Origin of the sequence: Planctomyces sp. SH-PL14 (assembly GCF_001610835.1) — a bacterium.
In the GTDB taxonomy this organism is placed as follows: Bacteria; Planctomycetota; Planctomycetia; order Planctomycetales; family Planctomycetaceae; genus Planctomyces_A.
On record NZ_CP011270.1, the window covers coordinates 7,212,805 to 7,232,532 of the forward strand.

Here is a 19,728-nt window from a genome sequence, read left to right on the forward strand (position 1 = left end):
AAAACTGACGACCGAAAACCCTCTCACGACTCAAACTGGTTCCAGTCCACGAGGGGCGGCTCCGGACGGATGATCCGCTTGATCGACGTCCGCTGGCTCGTCTTGATCCCCTTCCCTCCCCGGCCGGTGACGGCGTACTTCATCTGGCCGAAACTCAGTTCCTTGTCGTTCTCGTTGATCACGCGGAGGGCATCGGACGGCCGGGCCAGAATCTGAGCCCCCAGGACCTTATCCCCCTTCTCGCTCAATTTGAGGCCGCGGACTCCTCGTCCGGCGGATCCCAGGACCGGGACTTCCTGCACGGCGAAATGAATCAGCCGCGCGGCCTGCGAGATCAGGAAGATGGTCTCGGGGTCGTTCACGATCTGAACGTGCACCACCTTGTCCCCTTCGGCGAGCCGGCAATAGCGGCGGCCGTTCTTCGTGGAGGGGAGCCGGAACAGCGAGAGCGAGAGCCGCATCACCTGCCCGAGCGCCGTCGCGATGAACAGGTAAGGGGCCGGGCCGGGCTGGTCTTCAACTTCGCTGTCCGCCGGCGTGATCCTGGGATCCGTCCCCAGGGCGGCGACCAGGTCGACGCCGTCTGAGAGTTTGACGTGCTTGGCGAGCGGCTCCCCGTAGCCGGTCGACGCGGGGATCTGGTCGGCGGGCAGGGTGTAGGCCGTTCCGTCGTTGGCAAACACAATGAGATTGTCGAGTGTGCTGCAGGGAACGATCGACAGCACTTCATCGCCGTCCCGCATCCGGAGCTTGTCGATCGACGAGATCTTGCCGATCCGCCGAACCCATCCATCGGTCGAGATGACGACGTTCGTGTTCTCCCGGACGATGTAGGCCTGCGGGTCGAACTCGGCGATCTCCTCGGAGGATCCGATGGCGGTGCGGCGGCGCTCGGTGGCTGCCTCTTCGAGGGCCTGCAGCTCCTTCTGGACTTCGCCCCACAGCTTCTTGTCGGAGGCGAGGATCTTGCGGATGCGGTCCGCCTCCGCTTCCTTCTCCGCCAGCTCCTGCCGGATCCGCCCGATCTCGAGCTGGGAGATGCGGTAGAGCTGGAGCTCCAGGATGGCGTTCGTCTGCTCGGCATCGAGTGGGAAAGCCTTCATGAGCTTCTCGGCCGCGTCCGCCTTTCCGTCGCTGGAGCGGATGATCTTGATCGCCTTGTCGAGCCCGTCGAAGACGATCGCGAAGCCGCGGAGGATGTGGATCCGCCGCTCGAGCTGCCGGAGCTGGTACTCGAACCGCCGGCGGACCGTCGCGAACCGGAAGTCGAGGAAGTACCGGAGGATCTCGGTCAGCGAGCACCGCTTCGGGACGAGCGCCCCGTTCTCCTCCGGAACCAGGCAGGTCGCGTTGTAGGCGAAGTTGTCCTCGAGCTTCGTGTGCTTGTAGCAGTAGGCCATGACGGCCGCCGGATCGGAGCCCGGCTTGATCTCCAGAATGATCCGCATCCCAAGCTTGTCGTTCGACTCGTCCGCGACGTCGACGAGCTGCGGCAGCTTGCGGGAATCGCGGATCTCGCCGAGGGCGTTCATGAGCGGCCCGGTTTCGACTCCGTAGGGGATCGTGTGCACGACGATCCGGTTCTTCGACTCCTTCCCCCGCTCGGTGTCGAGCTTCCACTCCGCGCGGACCTTGATGCTCCCCCGCCCTTCCTCGTACGCCTGCCGCAATTCCGTCCGGTCGGTGACGATCCGTCCGCCGAGCGGGAAGTCGGGCCCCTTGAGCTTCCCCATCACCTGGGCGACGCTCGCCTCGGGGTTCTCGATCATGAAGATGCAGGCCCGCAGCACTTCCCCCAGGTTGTGCGGCGGCATGTTGGTCGCCATCCCGACGGCGATCCCCTGCGTCCCGTTGACGAGGAGGTTGGGGAACTGGGCCGGCATGACGACCGGCTCGTCGCGCGTGCCGTCGTAGTTCGTCCGCGTGTCGACGGTCTCGTACCGCAGCTCCTCCATGAGCTGCTCCGCCCGCCGGGTCAGCTTGGCTTCGGTGTATCGCTGGGCCGCCGGCGGGAGGCCGATGATCGAGCCGAAGTTCCCCTGGCCGTGGACGAGCGGCTCGCGGAGGGTGAAGTCCTGGGCCATGCGGACCAGGGCGTCGTAGGCCGCCACGTCGCCGTGCGGGTGAAACTTTCCGATGACGTCTCCGACGATACGGGCGCACTTCACGAACTTGGCGTCGGCGGTCAGCCCCAGCTCGTGATACATCACGTAGAGGATCCGACGATGGACCGGCTTGAGGCCGTCGCGGACGTCCGGGAGGGCCCGGGACATGATGACCGACATGGCGTAGTTGAGGTAACGCCGCCGGGTCTCATCGCTGATCGAAACGAACTGGATCTGGTCTTCGTCCCCATTCGCCGCGCTGCGAGAAACCACTGCAAGTCTCCGTCTTCCCGTGTTCCGTTCCGCGGCTCCCCTCCCTCGTGGAGGTGGAACCGGTCCAATCCCTGATCGGCGATGCCGGCGGGCGGCCTGTCGCTGCAACCTGCTGCCCGGCAGCCAGTTAAACCGACCGGCGACCGCGGTGTTCCGACGCCGAAGCGCGGAAGTCTAGCAAGCTGGGCAAACCCTGACGATCCTGCTGGTGGTGCGGATTGTAGTGCAAGTACGCACGGCGCAACCTTCGACAGGGGTATGCCTTGTGACGCAGTGCCGTTTCAACCGTTCCCATGGGAATCCAGTGAACCGCTTTTGGGCCAATGCCGAAATTCAACTACGACATCTTGTCCGGCAAGCGATACGGCCAGATGCAGGGGGGCCAGGTCATGACGGACCTGGCGGATTCATCGCGCCCACGACTCCAGCGAGCCGTGGAACCTCAGGGAGGGGGAACAGGACATGTCAGTACGAATCATGACGGGGGCGGCGGTTCTCTTTGCCGCGTCTTTGCTGAACTCGGCCCTGGCCCAGGTGCCGGCCATCGACGCGCCGTATCCGGCGGCTGGAGCTCCTCCGGCGCCGTATTGCCAGGGAGTCAACGTCGGGCAGTATCCGCAGCTCAACGCTCCGCTCTACCCCTCTCCGGTCCAGTACACGCCTCCGTGGAACGGCGGCGCGATTTACACGAACCAGGCCCTCGCTCCGCACGAGTACCTGTATCCGCATCAGTACAAGGCCATGTACCCGCCGTTCTACCACAAGGTGCACGGCGGTTGGATCGTGACGCCGTGGGGCGTCCGGCAGCATGAGAAGTGGAAGCTCGAAGGGACGATGGTCAAGGTGAACTACCTCTCCCACCGCGCCCCGTTCTCCTTCTTCATCCCGCCCCGCCACTGAGTTCCCGCCGCCACGTTGGACGATCCTCCCTCCCGTTTGTGCGAGCGGTCCCCCGCTCGCCCGGCAGGGTGGCGACACCAGCCTGGCCGATGGACTTGGACCGACGATCGGCGAGCTGAAGCACAACGAAGACAGATTCCGGGGATGCCGCGGCTGATCGGACCGTTCCGGTCGGCATGACATTTCCCGCCGAGGGAGCGCCGCGAGGCGGCTCCACGGACCGCCCGCTGGCCCCCGCCAGGTTGGCGATCCGGCACGTGCCGGATCGGGGACGGTCCGTAGACGAACGTGACATTCCGAGCTGGTCTGCCGGAATCCCGGACGGATCGGTCTTTACCCCCAGGATGGAAGCGATGTTGAGACTGCTCCTTTCCCCATGGATGGTCCGGTCCGTTGCGGGACTGGTCGTTTCCGCGACCGCCTGCGGCCTCTACGCGGACGACAGCGTGGGCGTCGTCCGGATCCGGGACCGCCAGGCTCCGGTGGTCCGGGCCCAGTCGCCCGAGGCTCCGGCGTCGGTCACGCCGGTCGCCGGCGAGCAGGTCGCCACCCCGGCGAACTGCGAACAGACGCAGCCCTGTGCTCCGGCCCAGTCCTGCGGTCCGGTTCCCTGCGGCGGAGCTCCCCAGCCTTACTGCCGGTCGAACGCGACCGAGCACTGTCCGGCTGAGCACTGCCCCAACAACGCGGTGGAGTGCCAGGAACCCGGTCTCTGCTGGCATATCAAGGCGCACGCCATCATGGCCGCCGAGAAGGCCCGCATCCGTCGGGAAGATGCCCGCCGCGGGATGGCCTATCGTCACGGCGCCCACGACGGCTCCTGCCCTCCCGGATGCCCGGAGTGCGAGCGGTGCCGCGCCGGCGGATGCCATGACGGCTGGCTGCGGAAGAAGCTCGGCTACTTCCACTGCACCGGCTCGTGCGGCCAGGGAACGCCGCTCCTCGGCAAGTACCACATGGTTTACCCGGTCAATCCCGGTTACTTCGATCCCCGCGACGGGATGGTCTACAGCTCCCAGGTGTTCAACACCCCGGTCGGAGTCCCCCTCGCGCCGGTCGTCCACCACCAGTACAACTACGGTTGGGGCGTCCCCTCGAGCCGTCTGACGCCGGTCTCGCATCCGGTCTCTCCTTACGGCGGAGCCCCGATCGGCCAGGGTCCTTACGGACTCGCCCCCTGATCGTCCGGCAGAAACCGAATCGATCCAGCCCGCAGCCTCCAGTCCTCCGCCGGGACGGCGACGTCCCGGCGGCTCTTCGAAACAGCCTCAGGTCAGAACGAACTCACACTTCTAGGAATGGAAACTCCCATGGTCAGCAAGACGCTTAAGGCGCTCGCTGTCGGAATGTCCGGAGGGCTTCTGGCTCTGAGCGGATCGATCGCGATGGCGGATGACTGCAACGAAGGGCTGGTCCGGATCACGGACTGCCAGGGTCGGGCCGACGCCATCCAGGCGGGGACGGCCGGAGCCCCCTGCCGGACCGACGGCAACTGCCGCGGCGGCCGCTGCGGAAACGGCACTGGCCACATTCGTGGAGTCGCCAGCATCTTCCTGTGCCCGCACGGTGCGGGGACCCACTCGCCGGATCACGGCTGGGCTCCTCCGGGACGCGTCCAGCTCCCCTATCCCCGTCCGGTTGCCTACCAGAAGTGGTTCCCGGATCAGTGGACCGGTCAGCCGAGCCCGTACGTCGCCGGTGGGCCGCGGCCTCCGGTGGTCTACATGCCGACGGACACGACCCAGCTCGGCTACTACTACCAGACCGTTCCCCGCTGGCACGCCTACACCGGCATGATCCCGGGACCGCCGAACCCGGCCGACTTCCATCATGACCTCTGCCAGCTGCGGGGGATGAACGGCGCCTACTGCCCGGAAGCGACCGGCTCGGCCGTCCAGCCGACTCCGGCCGGTACGACCCCGGCTCCGGTGCCGGCCGATGGGCCGACTCCGGCTCCGGCCCCGCAGGCGGGCGCTCTGGAGAAGTCGTCGCAGACGCCGGCCCTGGTGCCCGTCAACAAGTAAGCCGACGCGATCAGAATCATTCTGCGAGAGAGGGCGACTAGTCGCCCTCTCTTTTTTTGTTGGCGGTGGATGCGGGCGGGGTGTTGCCGGAGGCCGTCTCCTCAACGCGGTAGAGCGCCTGATCGGTGCGGAAGTAGAGCTCCTGTCCCGCGACCGCCGGCGAGGCCATCAGCCGGCCCGGAAACTCGTAGCTCTCGACGATCCGCGGTTTGGGCTCGGGGTTCACGACCCGCACCCGACCCTCCTCCGAGCAGAAGAGGAGGTGTTCCCCGACGTCGATCGGTGACGCTGCGAAGTTGCCATTGAGCCGGAAGGTCGCGCGGCGCTTCCCGGTCTTGGGATCGAGTACGGTTCCCAGCCCCTTGTCCGAGACCATCAGCAACTGGTCCTCCCGCAGGATCGGAGAGGGTGTGTCGGGGACCGCGGTGTCGTACTTCCAGAGGATGTGCGTCTCGGTCACGTCCCCCTTACCGTCCGGACGGACCGCCCACAGCTGAGGGTTGAAGTACCCCGTGCAGAAGTAGACGGCTTCTCCGTCGAACACGGGACAGGGGACGGTGGAGAAGCCGGTGTAGCGGACGTGCCACAGCTCCGCGCCGGTGGCCGGGTCATAGGCGTGAAGCTGATCCGCGCCGGGGGAGATGAGCTGGTGCTGCCCTTGGTATTCGATGAGGAGCGGAGTGGCGAACGCGCGGTGAGTGATCAGGTTGTCGCGGAGGGGGGCGGACCGCAGGCGCCGCCAGACTTCGCGCCCGCTGCGGATGTCGAGAGCCGCCACGTACTGCGCGTCCGCGCCGTCGCAGGTGACGATCAGGAGGCCCGCCGGGCGGAACAGGACCGGCGAGCTGCCGGGCCCCCCCTGGTGTTCGATGGCCAGGTTCTCGTTTCGCCAGAGGACCTCACCGGTCGCCGTATCGATCGCGGCGGCTCCGTAGGTCCCGAAGTGGGCGTAGAGCTTTCCGTCGTGGAGGACCGGGGTCGTCGAGGCGTAGGAGTTCTTGGCGTGGATCTCCTCGACGTGGGACGGCGTCAGCATTGTGACGGTGCGGAGGATCTTTCCCGTCTCGCGGTCGAGCCCGATGGCTCCCAGCGTCTTGCCGTCGGTGGACGCCGTTGTGAGCCAGATCTGGTTCCCTTCGATGACCGGTGAGGAGTGGCCGAGTCCTTCGATCTCCGTTTTCCAGCGAATGTGGAGATCCGGTTTCCACTTCAGCGGAACCGTGACGTCTCCCGCTTTTCCTTGTCCGGTCGGGCCCCGGAACTGCGGCCACTGGGCAGTGGCTGGAAGCCCGACGAGGCAGGCGGCCAGGGCGATGCCCGTGATGCGCCTGCCTCCTGTGTGTCGTGCTCCCGTCATCCGGAACTCCGATTCCGGGCCCGTCATGGGCCTTGGTCGGAACCCTAACGAGCCAGGGAGAGGAGGACCAGAGGACTTGTTGTTTGGTTGAATGCTCAAACCCAACGTCACTGGCCTCACCGGGTCCAGGGGCACCCCGGTGGGGAGTGCAGAGGGGCCTGTGTTGTTTTTCTGGCCCTTTGCCCGCCGGAGGCCTGGCCGTCGAGAGATGTCTGAAGGAACGCGCGTCCAAACGCGGACAACGTGCCGGATGCCCCATCACCTCACCCGCCGGGATTCCAGAGCGAGCCGTGAATCCTCAACGCTGGTCCCACAAAGGGGACGTCCGTTGTGTCCCACGGTTCCTCACAGGAGTGCCTCCGGCGGCAAGGGGGCGTGGCCCCCTTGACCCCAGCTGCCGTCGCACGTTGGGTTTGAGCTATGGGAGCCGTGCCGGCGAGAACTGCGTTCGAGACGTCTCAGGCCCGAATCAGCGACGGACTCGTGAGCGGAAGACGCACGGTGAACCGGCTGCCGCGACCCAGCTCACTCTCCACCGAGACCTCGCCGTGAAACACTTCGGTCAGGTGCTTCACAATCGCGAGCCCCAACCCGGTCCCCCCCGCCCCGCGCGTCCGCGCCTTGTCGACCCGGTAGAACCGCTCGAAAATCCGGGCCAGATGCTCGCGGGAAATCCCGACCCCCGTGTCCTGAACGAAGATCTCCGCCACGTCCCCCGTCGGCCGCGCCACAATCTCGACGCTCCCCCCACGATGCGTGCTGTGGATCGCATTACGGACGAGATTGTTGAGGATCGTGCGAAGGCCATCGGCGTCCGCCAGCACCTGCAGGTCCCCCTCGACTTCCCGGGCCGAGAGCGTCACCCCGGCCTGGTCCGCGATCGGCCCATGAACCGTCAGGCACTCGCGGACAAGCCCCGCCACGGCGACCGGGACGATCTCGAACGCCTCAGGCTCGGACTCGATCCTGGCCAGCCGCAGCATGTCGAGGATGAGGGTCTGGAGGCGTTCGGTCTGCTGGAGAATCTGCTGGAGGAAGGTGCGGTTGTTGGCCGCGTCCTCTATCGCTCCGTCGAGCAATGTCTCGGTGTAGGCCTGGATCGAGGTGAGCGGCGTCTTGAGCTCGTGGGAGACGTTGGAGACGAACTCGCGGCGCATCGTCTCGAGCCTCCTCAGCTCCGTGACGTCGTGCGCAACCGCCAGGACTCCTTCGCCCAGCTCGTCCGGAAGCGGCACGGCGGAAATGGCGACGATCCGGCGGCGGCGCGGGATCTCGATCTCGCGGCGGATCGGGATCTTCTGCTGCCGGACAGTGTCGACGATCTCCTGCAGCGCGGAGTTGCGGATCGACTCCCAGGCGTAACGGCCCACTGCCTCGCGGCTGGCGACGTCGAACGCCACGCGCCCGGCGACGTTCACGTACCGCAGAAGCTCGCGGGAGTCGACCACGACGACTCCTTCCTGCATTGTCCCCAGGATCCCCTCGAGGAGCGTGAAGTCCTGCTCGAGCTCCTTCTGGCGGCGCTCCAGATCGTCGACCCGTTCGCAGGCCGCCAGCCCAAGCGACTCTACCGCCCGCACCGCCCGGTGGAGCTCGTCGTCCCCCGTCGGGCGCGTGAGTCGGGCCAGCGGGCGGCTGATCCCCTGGGCACGGGTCTTGGTGTCCGCCTCCGCCGCGAACTCCCGGAATTCATCGACCAGCAGAGAGATCGGTCGGACCCAGAGGGCTGTGGCGGCAAGGGCGGCGGCGGCGGCGATCGAAGCCAGCGCGATCACGGTCCACAAGCCGGCGTCCGTCAACAGGAAGGCCGCGACGAGCGTCAGCCCAGCCGGAATCGAAGTCGCGACGAACGCGGTGCGGAAGAGTCGACTTCGAAAGAGAGGAGCGGCCATTTATGAGACGGGCGTCATGCGGCGTTTGTTGGCAGTATTGTCAGGGCGTGTTGGCTTTCGATGAAGACGCGTCGACGCGAGCGGGAAGCGGGGCGCCAGGGACATCGGAAGCGGAGCGCCAAAGAAAAAGGGGTTGGCAGAGCCAACCCCATCCTGCAACCGATGTGAGAGGACGATCGTTAGAAATCGTCTTCTTCCGGAGCCTCTTCACCGAGGCCGGCGAGAACCGACGAATCGACGGGACCGTGGTCATAACAGTCTTCGTCATGCCACAGCGGCAGACCGGCGGCGTAGCGGGCGGCGAGCATGCGGACCTTGTCTTCCGAACCCGGCTTGGCCGGCGTCGGAATGAGCGGGTCGACTCCCATCGAGGAGAAGTCCTCGATTTCGTACTCCCCTTCCGCTTCATCCATGCTCAATTCGGTTCCGATGGCCAGATCGAGTTCCGGATCGACCTCGAAATCAAACTCCATAAAGCACTCCTTATCAATGAAAGACAGCAAACGAAGGTGTTAGCACCCAGGATGGAGCCACGTCTTCGAAACAGCGTGCTGTCCTTGCAGAATTGCCCCACGAACCGACAGCGAGGTCGGCGCGAATCTTTCGCTGAAACGTGGGCAACTGAAGTCGAAAACAGGGAGGGTCTGGCTCAGGCAGGTCGTCAACCGGGCGAGGCCGATTTTTCGTCGATTCTGCGGAATTGTCAACAAAATTCTTACCAGTTTATGAGGGACCGGAGAGTTCCGCTTCTCCCTCGCCACGACAGATTTCCGCTCTTTCGCGAACCGCATCAACGACACAGCCCGGCATCTCTGGGAGTGCCGGGCTGAATCGGTCAGTTGGTCGCGGAGCGTGAGCGAAAGTGGGGGGCTTTTTCAGGCCTCCAGGTCCGCCGCGGTCTCGCGGTCCTTGTCCTTCGGCTTCTTCTTCCGGGGGGCTTCCTTCTTCGGGTCGGCCTTCTTGGGCTCCGCCTTCATCTCCTCGGTCTTCTTCTCCTGGAGAGCGCGCTTTTCGGCTTCCTTCTTCTGCGCGGCCGCGGCCTTGTCGGCCCGCTCCTCCGCGTCGACCGTCATCCGCTCGATGTCGGCGTCGAGCCTCTTGAGCGAGACCTCAACCGGCTCCTGCTGAAACGACGAGCCCGCCGTCCAGGCCTTGCCGACGCGAACCCCCTCGACATGGAAGCTCTGATCGAGGCTGCGGAACGACCGCGCGAGATCGGTCATCTCGTCACCGACGGACTGGGCGATGGCGGAGAGCCCGACAGTGGCTCCCACGACTCCCAGGGTGCCGATCAGCACCATTTCCGCAGAGAGAATGACCCCGTGTTCATCCTGCCAGAGGGCACGAAGCAGACGCATGACACTTTCCCTTCGAACTCTGCCAGCGGCTGCGAAACGCCGGCGGACCAGTGCGTGTGTGGCGGTCGAGTTCGATCAGTTCCGATTATGCGGATTGGGAGGGTTGTGTCAACAGGGTTGTACAGGTTGTTTACGGGGATTGGCGCGCGGCGCGCAAAAAAAGCCGCAGGGCGAAACCTGCGGCTTTTTTTCAGGTGGAGGCGAAGGGAGTCGAACCCTCGACCTCAGCATTGCGAACGCTGCGCTCTCCCAACTGAGCTACGCCCCCCTGCGGTCTGACGAAATGATTTCGGTCAGCCCGTGAAGTGTGCGAGAGTCTATCGCTCTCGAAGAGGATGGAAAAGTGACCGAGTCGAATTCGTCGATTCGACGGGCGGCTCGCAACAGGACACCCGCCGCGGCGTCGAGTTCACCCACCGGACTGGCGGCGACGGGCCTGGAGCGAATCGGCGGCCACTCAGGGGCCGACCATGCCGCCCGCCCCGGCATTCCCCATCGGGCTCACCGCGGGCGCGGCGTCCGCGGGAGCGATGACCGCTTCTCCGGCGAACTTGATCGGCACCTGCCGTCCCTCGATCGTGGCGAGGAACGTCTCCTTGACCGGCCCCGGCTCATTGGGCGGATCGACCGTGATCTCGACGCGGTGGATCGTCCGGGCCTCAGGAGCCCGGCCGGCCTGGAACCAGCGGCGGTTCGATTCGCACTCGAACTGCTCGATCTTGAAGGGAGTCTTCCCCTTCACGATGACGGAGACGGTCTTCTTCACTCCTGGCTTGAGAGTACCGAACTTGACCACCGGCGGGATCACCTGGAACTCGGGGGTGATGTTGGCGCGGACCAGATACGGGACGTTGGGGCTGTTGAGGTCGTTGGTGACGAGCTGCAGCTGTTCCCGCAGCGCGCCTTCCGGCGTGTTCGGAGCGACGCGGATCGTGAGCATGTAGTCGACGCGACCGGCGCCGCGATTGAGCTGGACGAGGGTCGGCTGCACGTTCGGGTTGCCCGACTTCACGTCCAGGATTTTCCACGACTCCGCCCCGGCGTAGGCGATGTTGATCTGCCGCTCTCCCCCGGCCCCGATGTCCAGGTTCCCGAAGTCCGCCGCCCCCGGCGTCATGACGAGGTCCGGACGGATGTAAACCGTGATCGGGATGTCGACGACCTTTGAGTAGGCGCCCGTGTCGGCGTAGAACGTGATGTCGACGGAGATCGTTGGCGTCTTGGCGCGGTCATGGCCGATTGTGTCGATCTGGACGACGAGAGCCGCGCTCTCATTGGTCTCCAGCATCACCGCCGATGTCTGGACCGCCGGGTTCTTGGGATCCACGAGGGTCGGCTTGCCGCAACCGCAGCTGGAACGGGGGTTTCGGATCTCCACCCGTTCCTTGTAGATGTTGGTGATCGTGAACTGGCAGCGGACATCCGCCCCCTTGGCGACCGAGCCGAAGTCGTGCTTCAGTGCGGGGGAGAACATCTTCTGCGCCCAGTTCAGCTCGGGCTGCCCGACTAGCATTCCCTGGGGCGGAATTCCTTGAGGCGGAATTCCCTGGGGTGGGATCCCTTGGACCGGGATTCCCTGGGCGGGCATGCTCCGCGGCATCCCCGCCACGAAAACCGCGGCGGTCAGAACGGCGGTGCGGCCAAGGGAAAACGGCATCGATGCCTCGACACAACAGGATCCTGATCTCTGGCGCCACGTCGAGTTGACTGGCGACTGTGGTGGAATTGTAAGGCGTTCCTCGGGAATGCGTCCAGATTTGTGAGCGCCGGCCGCGCATCGACAGCCGGGATGGGAAGCCTTGGCGAACCGAAATCGTGTGCGCCGGCCCACCTACGAGTCGAATTCCTCGTCGTTCGTCCCAGGCTCGTCCGCGGCTGCGGCCAGACCCGCGCCGGCCTGCCGGAGCACGCCTTTCAGGTCGTCGACGCAGGTCCGGATCGAGAGGACGGCCTGAACGAAGTTCGTGTGCGTGGACGCTTCCGGGGCCTGTCGGGCGAACTCCTCCATGGCGATCTCCAGCTTCCGGATCTTCTTTCCCAGCATCTTGAAATAGGCCGCAGGATCGCCGACCCGGGTTTCCAGGGCCCGGGCGGTGTCAAAGACGGAGCGGACGATTCCCATCAGTTCGGGAAACTCCTCGACTTCGGTCGAGTGTTTGATGAAGGTCCGGACCATCCAGGCGTGGGCCATGATGGCCTGGGCCCGTTCGACAAGCCGGCCGGGATCGGAGAGAGAGGGAGAATCGGGTGTCATCGTTGACGGTGTCGCAGGAGCATGGCCCGTCCTGTCCAAACGAATCCTAAGGAGCCGACGGGCGAACCCGCAGGAGGCTCAATCGCGTTCTGAACGGGCGATCATCGTCATTCTAGCGGAAAGTCGCCGCAGCGGGGCACTACGGGCTGGAACGACCGTTCTCCAGACGCTATTGTCTGTCCCTTTCCGAATTTCCACGTTCAGGTGACTGTTCAGTTTCGGGCAGTCGACAACCTCGCAGAGCCATGCCGAATACCACCAGTGCCGAGAAAGCTCTCCGTCAGAATCTGAAGCGCCGGGCGCATAACCGCTCGATCCGCTCCGCTCTGAAGACCGCCGTCAAGAAGGTCCGGGTGGCTGTCGCCGAAGGCAAGGTGGAAGACGCTCAGGCCCTCTACAATCTGGCTGCCAAGAAGCTCGATCAGTCGGCCAGCAAGAATCTGATCCACAAGAACGCGGCCTCCCGCACGAAGTCGCGGCTGACCAAGCTCATCAAGTCGAAGCAGCCGAAGTAGTCTTCGCTCTCGACCGCTCATAGAGACGCAAACGGACTCGGTAACAACGAGTCCGTTTTTTGCTGCGCGGGCTGGAATGAAGGGGCTTCGCTCGCGGAGCGTGACGCCAGCTCTACTGAGTTATGACGCCGATCGGTTCACTCTGCGGGGCAACGCCGAGCCATAGCATCCTGTTCGCGATCAGGTCGTTCTCAGAACCGGTGGACCGTTCTGCCAGGCGGAAGTGTCCTTCGGTGCAGTCCTTCCAGGCGGCATGAAGCTCCGGCGGGACCGGCGACTGAGGCACAACCTCGTTGAGTGCCAGGAAGGCTAGGCCGCGGAGACTCAAGGCGCTCTCCGGCGGAAAAGATCGGTCCAGGCGGGCGGTCTTCAGCAAATACGGGATGGCGACTTCGCCGAATCGAGGGCAGCGCTGGAAGTATCTCGCAGACATCGCGGCGACATCCACGTTCGGACTGCAACAGTAAGGCCCGAGGTGGTTCGCGATCTCCTGGTAATGCCCCGCGTTGGCCAAGGAGGCGCGCTCCAGCATCCAAAGGATCGGGCTGAGCACATTGTTCAGACGCTGATCAATCCTGTCGCTTGGCTGAGAATGCGAATGGTCGATTCGCGCCAGAGCGAACGGGGCGATGGCCTCATAGAGGCCCGGCTCATGGGGCAACAGGAAGAGACTGAACCAGCTCTGCGCCAACTCATCCGCACGAGTCTCCTGCAGGTGCTCTAGAAAACGCTGGGCGCGCCGTGAGATCGGGTGATGCGACACCATCTGACCCCGCTGTCAAACAGGGCCGCACCCGAAGTGTTCGAGCACGGCGACGTTTGCCACTGACCGCCTTGATCATCGGCTGCGGGCACGAGTCGGTCTGGTGGCGCGAAATCCGACCTACAGCTCCCACCCGTTCCGGTACTGTCGCCGAATCAGCTCGGCCGCTTCCGGAGCGTTGGTGACGACCAGATTCGAGGCGTCCCACTCGATCTTCCGCCCGACGCGATAGGCCACCGTTCCGAGGAGGACGGTTTCGGTCAGCGCCCCCGAGTAATCGAAGTTGCAGGTCGTCGGCGTCCCCTCCTTGCAGGCCTTGATCCACTCCGCGTAGTGGCCGATCGAATCGGGAATCGTCTTCGGCGGCGGTGTGAAGTCCTTGAATTTGTCCTCGGGGAACAGCTTGTACGAGCCGTAGTCCGCGAACATCGAACCCTTCTCGCCGACGAAGTACACCCCTGCCCCGCCGAACTTGTGGCCGTCGTACTCCGTCTGGAGCATGTTGCCGTCGGTCCACTGGAGCGTGCAGGCGGGCTGGGTTCCGGCTGCCGGGAACTCCCAGGTGACTTTCATGCCGAGCGGCGCCGTCTCCGGGTGGACCGGCGGTCCTTCGGCGGCGATTGTCGTCGGATGCCGGAGGCCGAGGGCCCAGAAGACGAGGTCCATGTAGTGGCAGCCCATGTCCCCCAGGGTGCCGTTGCCGAAGTCCCACCATCGCCGCCAGTTGGCTGGCAGGTACATGGAGTGGTACTCCCGCCACGGGGCCGGACCGAGCCAGACGTCCCAGTCGAGTTCTTTGGGGATCGGCTCGCCAGCGGCCGGCCGCTCTCCCCCGCCCCATCCCTTGCCGACCCACACGTACGCCTTGGTCACACTGCCGATCGCCCCGGACTGGATGATCTCGACCACGCGGCGGTAGTTCGACTCGGCGTGGATCTGCGTCCCCATCTGTGTGGCGACGTGGTACTCCTTGGCGGTCCGGGCGGCGAGCCGGGCTTCCCAGACGGAGTGCGTAAGCGGCTTTTCGCAGTAGCAGTGCAGTCCTTGCCGCATCCCGGTGATGCTGGCGTGGGCGTGCGTATGGTCCGCCGTGCTGACGACGATGGCGTCGAGTTTTTCCTTCTCCAGCATCCGGCGGTAGTCGCGGTACTTGGTTGCCTTGGGGCAGAGTTCCCAGCCCTGTTTCGCCTGCCGGTCGTCGACGTCGCAGATCGCGACGACGTTCTGGCCGCTGACCCCCTGGAGGTTGCTGTATCCCCGGCCCCCGGGGCCGACGACTCCGATGTTGAGTTTCTCGTTCGGCGACTTCGCCGCCTGGTCCGCCCCGCGGCTGCCGGGGGCGACAAACAACCCTGCTCCGATGGCGGCCGAGGTTTGCAGGAAGTGGCGGCGGGAGTTGCGAACGGTCATGTGAAAAGCCTCTGCTGGAATGTGACGCGGCGCAGGGTGTCATTTAAGCGATCGCCGATCGGTCTGGCGAGGGAACCGACCGAGAGCGAGATGGCTCAAACCGCGTCCTTGCCGGCACGACTTCCATAGCTCAAACCCAACGTGCCACGGCAGCCTGGGGTCAAGGGGGCCACGCCCCCTTGCCGCCGGAGGCACTTCCACGAGGAACCGTGGTAAGTAACGGATGTCCCCTTTGTGGTACCAGCTATGAGGACTCCCTCAATCGACACCGCTCGCTTTGCAGTCCCCGCGGGCTGGTGAGGGGGCATACGACACGTTGTCCGCGCTTGGACACATGCTCCTTCAGACATCTCTCGACGAGACGGCCTCCGGCGGGCAAAGGAGCGTTGCCCCCTCTGCACTCCCCCACCAGGGTGCCCCTGGACCCGGTGAAAATGCAGCTCTCGTCCTCGTCTCTACCGGACCGTCGCAATGATGACCGTCCGGTCGTCCTCCGGAGGCGCATCCTCCGTAAACGTCTTGAGCCACTCCAGAAGACGCTCAAGAAGCGCATCCGCCGACTCCGCACCACACGTCTGAGCCACCATGTCGAGGCGTCTCGTCCCGAACAACTCCCCCTGCATGTTGGCCGCTTCGACGATCCCGTCGGTGTAGATCACGATCCGGTCTCCCGGAGTCAGCTTGATCTTGTGCGATTCGTATGTGATGTCTGGAGACAGCCCCAGCGGCAGATCCGCGGCCTCGCAGAGAACGGTGACGTGATCGGCGCACTGGCTCGTCAACCGCGGTGGATTGTGCCCCGCGCAGGAATAGGTCAGCGTCCGGTCCCGCTCGTCGTAAACGGCGTAGAACGCGGTGACGAACGACTCGAACGATGACGTGTACCTCTGTGTGAGGTGTCGGTTCACGAACGTCAGCAGCTTCGAGGGATCGACCTCTTTGGGGGACAGATGCGCGATGGCGTGCGTGATCGCCATCACCACGGCCGACGGCGTGCCGTGCCCACTGACATCGGCGATCAGGATCCCCCACCGCCCTTCCCCGAGATCGAAGAAGTCGTAGTAATCCCCGCCGGCATGCGTCGAGGTCCGGTAGTAGGCCGAGAGACCCAGCGTCGGAATCTCCGGCGTCGATCCCGGGAGCAGGCTCCGCTGGATCTCGGCGATCGTCTTCAGCTCGCGGTCGATCCGGCCGTACGCCTCTTTCAGCCGGGTATTCAGCAGCAGGTTCTGCGTCGCGCGGCCGAACAGGTTCGACATCCAGACCGTTTCGGGAAACTTCTCGCGGTCGAAGGCCGCCGGCCGCGAACTGGTGCTGATCACCATATTGAGGGCCTGCCCGCCGTCGAAGTGCGGGATCGCCATCAGCGACCGCTGCCCCTCCAGGTACGGCGCCGCGGGGTCGTCCGCGGCGAACCGCAGATCATCGATCACCTGCGGCTCTTCCCCGTAGAAGAGGTCGGCGAGAATCCCGCCGTGCAGGACCGGCAGCTTCTCCGGCGATTCCCACGGATTGATCTCGTCCTTCCAGCCGCTGTACCGGGTGATTCGATACCACGGTTCGTTGAGCCCCCGCCGACTGAGCGAGATCCGGCGGTCGGCCGGAAAGACGGTCGCCATCCGTCGCCCGAACGTGCGGACCAGTTCCTGCGGGTCCGTCTGAAGGCTCATCTCCTTCATCGTCTCGCAGACGATCGCCAGTCGCTCCTGCCAATCCGTGATCGGAATCGCGGGGCGACGGTCGGCAGTGGGGGCGGAATCAGAGACGGTGAAAGGGGGCATGGAGAGGCGCGGAGGAAGGGAAGCAGCGCGACCCCGATCATAGTGATTTCGAAGGACCGCCGCGCCGGACCGCTCGAGATTGTGCCCCTTTCCGCCGCCCCGGTTGCCAGCCAGGTGCCGTCAGTGGGCCACCATCAGATACGAACGCAGCCGCCAGAGAAGCCACCAGGCGGCCTGGTCTGTCAAAGAGGACTCGGCGGTGTCCGTTTCCAGTGCCACCGCGACGGCGAGCTGATTCTTCCGGTCGCTGAGTTCATCCGGCTCCGCGTCCTGAAACGTCAGCCGCATGCGGAATCGGGGAGCTTGCGTCAGGAGGCTCTGCCACCACCAGCGGGGGCCGAAGTCCATTGCCACATGGTTCTCGTCGACCGACGCCAGGCGGGCCTGCTGGTCGTCAATGAAGCCGCAGAGCTTCAGGATGAGTGTCGTCCCGGTGTGGTGAACGTGAAACTCTTCGCTGTGCAGGGTGACAGGCCGGGGCCGCAGGAGCATGGTGGGATCTTCGGGGGAAGGATGTTCCCGCAGTCAAGCACCTCGCACGCCGAATCGCGCGGGCTCGGGGACGACACGCCGGCCCCTGGGTTTTCCGCGGTCTCTCGTCGTTCCTGGCGGAGACGCGTTGTTTTTCGGCATCCCGGATGATGCCGAATGGCGACGACCGGAGCCAGTCGGTCCTAGGAGCCGGCGGGGCCGGATGGGGCTCCCGCGGTCGATCGAACGCGTTTGACAGAGACCCTCGAAGCGAAGTCGAATGCAGAACCGCCCCGAGTCCCGACCCGCAGTGATCCGTTTTCATGCCGAGGAACCGCGACCGATCCGAACGCCCCGCGGGACGCCTCGCGCTCGACTCCGCTGCGGGGCATTCCGAGGCCACCACCGGGGGGCTCGACAGGACCAGGAACCGTGTCCTGTGGCAGAATCTCGGACTGGGGGCTCTGCTCGTCGCGGTGGTCCTGGCGGTCTTCGGCCAGGCGGCGTGGTTCGGCTATGTGAACTTCGACGACCCCGAGTACATCCGGAACAGCAAACATGTCGAAGGGGGCCCGACCCTCGAGAATCTGAAGTGGGGGCTGACCACCCTGTACTTCGCGAACTGGCATCCTCTGACGTGGTGGTCCTGGCAGGCCGATGTCGCGCTGTGGGGAGACAATCCCGAAGGGCATCACGTCACGAATCTGCTGATCCATGCCGTCAATGCCCTGCTCGTGTGGCGGGTGATGTGGACGCTGACCGGCCTGCGATTCGGCAGCTTTCTGCTCGCGCTCGTGTTTGCGATCCACCCTCTGCGGTGGGAATCCGTCGCGTGGATCTCGGAGCGGAAAGGGCTGCTGAGTGCACTCTTCGCTCTATTGGCGGTCGACCGTTATGCGGCTTACGCCCGCTCACCGTCGCTGGTCAGGATGGGGATCGTTGCGGTCTGCCTGGCGCTGAGCCTGATGTCGAAGGCGATGGCCGTGACGCTTCCCGCCGTGCTCCTCGTTCTTGACTGGCGGCCTTTGGGGCGCTGGAAATCCTGGCGGGATGGCGTGTGGCTCGCGCTGGAAAAGTGGCCGCTGTGGCTGCTCGTCGCCGGGTCGGTGTTCGTTACGTTTATCGCCCAGCAGCGCGGCGGGGCGGTCCGAACGCTGCATGAGGTGAGCGGCGTTCAACGGGTGCTGGGGGCGGCCTGGGCGTACACCGTTTATGTCGGACAAACCCTCTGGCCGGCGAACCTCTGTGTCTTCTATCCCCTTCCCGATCACCGTCCCTGGTGGCAGGCTGTCGTGGCGATCGTCGTCCTGCTGGGCGGGACGATCGGCGCGATCCTGGCCGCGCGGCGCTGGCCGGCGGTCACGGTCGGCTGGCTCTGCTATCTCGGGATGCTGGTCCCGGTGATCGGCCTGGTCCAGCTGGGGGGGCAGGCCCACGCGGACCGCTACGTTTATCTCCCGAGCATTCCGCTGCTCGCGGCAATCGGGACTGTGGCCGTTGGCCTCCTCGGGCCTCGCGCGCGGAGTTTCGGCGTTGGGGTGGCGTTCGCCGTCCTTCTCATTCCACTGGCTCTCCAGAGCGTCGCTCAGGGCCGGGTCTGGCGAAACGGCCGGACCCTGTGGCTCCATGCGGCCCGCGTCGCTCCGTGCGCGGAGAGTTGGTGGAACGTCGGGATTCTCAATCTGGACGCCCGGCGCTACGACGACGCGGCCCGGGCGTTTCAGGAGGCTGTCCAGCTCGTTCCCGAAGTGCCGGAGTACCACGCGGGGCTCGCGGCGGCTCTTGATGGCCTGGAACGGTGGGACGAGGCCGAGGCGGCGGCCAGCTCCGCCCTGAAACTGGCGGGCGCTGATCTCCAGGAGACGCGCGCCCGCTGCCACCTCATCCTGGGGAAAGGGGCAGTCCGCCGTGGCGACCTGCCCGAAGCCCGCCGGTTGTTGGAAGAGGGACTCGGCACCGCCAGGAACGTCGAACTGCGGAGTGAGATCGCGGTGCGGCTGATGCGCGCCGGGGCTCCCCGCGAAGCCCTTCCGCACCTCACCAGGATCCGCGACGACGATCCGGACAGCTCCGCGGCCCAGGGGAATGTCGGGAACGCCTATCTGGAACTCGGCGACTGGCAGGCCGCGGCGGACTCGTTCGGCAAGGCGGTCGAACTGCTGCCGCGGGAACCCCGGCTGCGGAGTCGCTGGGTCACCATGCTCCTGGCCTCCGGTCAAGACGACGCGGCCCGCCGGGAAGTGCAAATCCTCGTGAAGATGGACTCGAACTGGCCGGTCGCCTCCTTGCGGGCGGCGGCCCGGATGACTTCGAGCGCGGACTCGACGCCTTCGCAGATTGCCGAAGGCTACTGGCTCGCTGCGGCCGTCCGGCTCCTGTTCGATCCTCCCCCGCCCGAGGCCCTCGACATCATGGGGATGGGAGCCGCCGGCCAGGGCCGCTTCGACGAGGCGGCTCGACTCGGGGAGGAGGCGGCGAAGCTCGCTCGCACGGCGGGACGGGAGGACCTGGCGAAGGCGATCGACACGCGGGTGGAGCATTACCGGGCCGGTCGGCGTCCTCCCACCCCGTGAAGAGCTTGTGGTCTTGGTCCGGAGCCCGGTCGTCGCTCTGCTTCCCCGGGCC

Annotated in this window: 16 protein-coding genes and 1 tRNA gene; 5 read left to right on the forward strand and 12 right to left on the reverse strand. The window is 65.4% G+C overall.

What is annotated here, in order from left to right; genetic code table 11:
* Window positions 1–23 precede the first annotated feature (23 nt).
* On the reverse strand, window positions 24–2,378 hold the full coding sequence (locus tag VT03_RS27870; protein WP_075096040.1) for a DNA topoisomerase (ATP-hydrolyzing) subunit A: 2,355 nt from the start codon (window positions 2,376–2,378) through the stop codon (window positions 24–26).
* Between the two features lie 462 nt (window positions 2,379–2,840).
* Between VT03_RS27870 and VT03_RS27875 the strand changes: the two genes are divergently transcribed.
* From VT03_RS27875 to VT03_RS27885, 3 genes are all read left to right on the forward strand, one after another.
* Window positions 2,841–3,278: a hypothetical protein gene (locus VT03_RS27875; protein ID WP_156514810.1), complete on the forward strand. Its 438-nt coding sequence runs from the start codon at window positions 2,841–2,843 to the stop codon at window positions 3,276–3,278.
* A 353-nt stretch (window positions 3,279–3,631) separates the two neighbouring features.
* Window positions 3,632–4,459, forward strand: coding sequence for a hypothetical protein (locus tag VT03_RS27880; RefSeq protein ID WP_156514811.1), 828 nt, complete (start codon window positions 3,632–3,634; stop codon window positions 4,457–4,459).
* A gap of 129 nt (window positions 4,460–4,588) precedes the next feature.
* Window positions 4,589–5,302, forward strand: coding sequence for a hypothetical protein (locus VT03_RS27885; RefSeq protein WP_075096043.1), 714 nt, complete (start codon window positions 4,589–4,591; stop codon window positions 5,300–5,302).
* Between the two features lie 37 nt (window positions 5,303–5,339).
* Here the strand turns inward: VT03_RS27885 and VT03_RS27890 are convergent, their stop codons facing one another.
* The 7 genes from VT03_RS27890 to VT03_RS27920 form a co-directional block, all read right to left on the reverse strand.
* Window positions 5,340–6,659, reverse strand: a complete 1,320-nt coding sequence (locus VT03_RS27890) for a PQQ-binding-like beta-propeller repeat protein (RefSeq protein WP_075097331.1) — start codon at window positions 6,657–6,659, stop codon at window positions 5,340–5,342.
* A 458-nt stretch (window positions 6,660–7,117) separates the two neighbouring features.
* Window positions 7,118–8,551: a sensor histidine kinase gene (locus VT03_RS27895; RefSeq protein WP_075096044.1), complete on the reverse strand. Its 1,434-nt coding sequence runs from the start codon at window positions 8,549–8,551 to the stop codon at window positions 7,118–7,120.
* A gap of 179 nt (window positions 8,552–8,730) precedes the next feature.
* Window positions 8,731–9,024 carry a hypothetical protein gene (locus VT03_RS27900; RefSeq protein ID WP_075096045.1) on the reverse strand — a complete coding sequence of 98 codons (294 nt, stop codon included), beginning with the start codon at window positions 9,022–9,024 and terminating at the stop codon, window positions 8,731–8,733.
* Between the two features lie 402 nt (window positions 9,025–9,426).
* Window positions 9,427–9,909, reverse strand: coding sequence for a hypothetical protein (locus VT03_RS27905; protein ID WP_075096046.1), 483 nt, complete (start codon window positions 9,907–9,909; stop codon window positions 9,427–9,429).
* Between the two features lie 195 nt (window positions 9,910–10,104).
* Window positions 10,105–10,177: transfer RNA gene (locus VT03_RS27910), tRNA-Ala, on the reverse strand.
* A 189-nt stretch (window positions 10,178–10,366) separates the two neighbouring features.
* Window positions 10,367–11,566 carry a DUF1573 domain-containing protein gene (locus VT03_RS27915; RefSeq protein WP_075096047.1) on the reverse strand — a complete coding sequence of 400 codons (1,200 nt, stop codon included), beginning with the start codon at window positions 11,564–11,566 and terminating at the stop codon, window positions 10,367–10,369.
* 174 nt (window positions 11,567–11,740) lie between these two features.
* Window positions 11,741–12,163, reverse strand: a complete 423-nt coding sequence (locus tag VT03_RS27920; RefSeq protein WP_075096048.1) for an amidohydrolase — start codon at window positions 12,161–12,163, stop codon at window positions 11,741–11,743.
* A 245-nt stretch (window positions 12,164–12,408) separates the two neighbouring features.
* On the opposite strand from VT03_RS27920, the gene rpsT reads away from it, so the two are divergent.
* Window positions 12,409–12,678, forward strand: coding sequence for a 30S ribosomal protein S20 (gene rpsT / locus VT03_RS27925; RefSeq protein WP_075096049.1), 270 nt, complete (start codon window positions 12,409–12,411; stop codon window positions 12,676–12,678).
* A 112-nt stretch (window positions 12,679–12,790) separates the two neighbouring features.
* On the opposite strand, the gene VT03_RS27930 is transcribed toward rpsT, so the two are convergent.
* From VT03_RS27930 to VT03_RS27945, 4 genes are all read right to left on the reverse strand, one after another.
* Window positions 12,791–13,444 (reverse strand): hypothetical protein, encoded by a 654-nt coding sequence (locus tag VT03_RS27930; RefSeq protein ID WP_075096050.1) that lies wholly within the window; start codon window positions 13,442–13,444, stop codon window positions 12,791–12,793.
* 117 nt (window positions 13,445–13,561) lie between these two features.
* A complete protein-coding gene (locus VT03_RS27935; RefSeq protein WP_075096051.1) occupies window positions 13,562–14,851 on the reverse strand; it encodes a Gfo/Idh/MocA family protein in 1,290 nt (429 codons plus the stop codon).
* A gap of 455 nt (window positions 14,852–15,306) precedes the next feature.
* On the reverse strand, window positions 15,307–16,632 hold the full coding sequence (locus tag VT03_RS27940) for a PP2C family protein-serine/threonine phosphatase (RefSeq protein WP_075096052.1): 1,326 nt from the start codon (window positions 16,630–16,632) through the stop codon (window positions 15,307–15,309).
* A 120-nt stretch (window positions 16,633–16,752) separates the two neighbouring features.
* Window positions 16,753–17,124, reverse strand: a complete 372-nt coding sequence (locus VT03_RS27945) for a hypothetical protein (RefSeq protein WP_075096053.1) — start codon at window positions 17,122–17,124, stop codon at window positions 16,753–16,755.
* Window positions 17,125–17,426: 302 nt separating this feature from the next.
* Between VT03_RS27945 and VT03_RS27950 the strand changes: the two genes are divergently transcribed.
* Window positions 17,427–19,676, forward strand: coding sequence for a tetratricopeptide repeat protein (locus VT03_RS27950; protein ID WP_075096054.1), 2,250 nt, complete (start codon window positions 17,427–17,429; stop codon window positions 19,674–19,676).
* The last annotated feature ends 52 nt before the right edge of the window (window positions 19,677–19,728 follow it).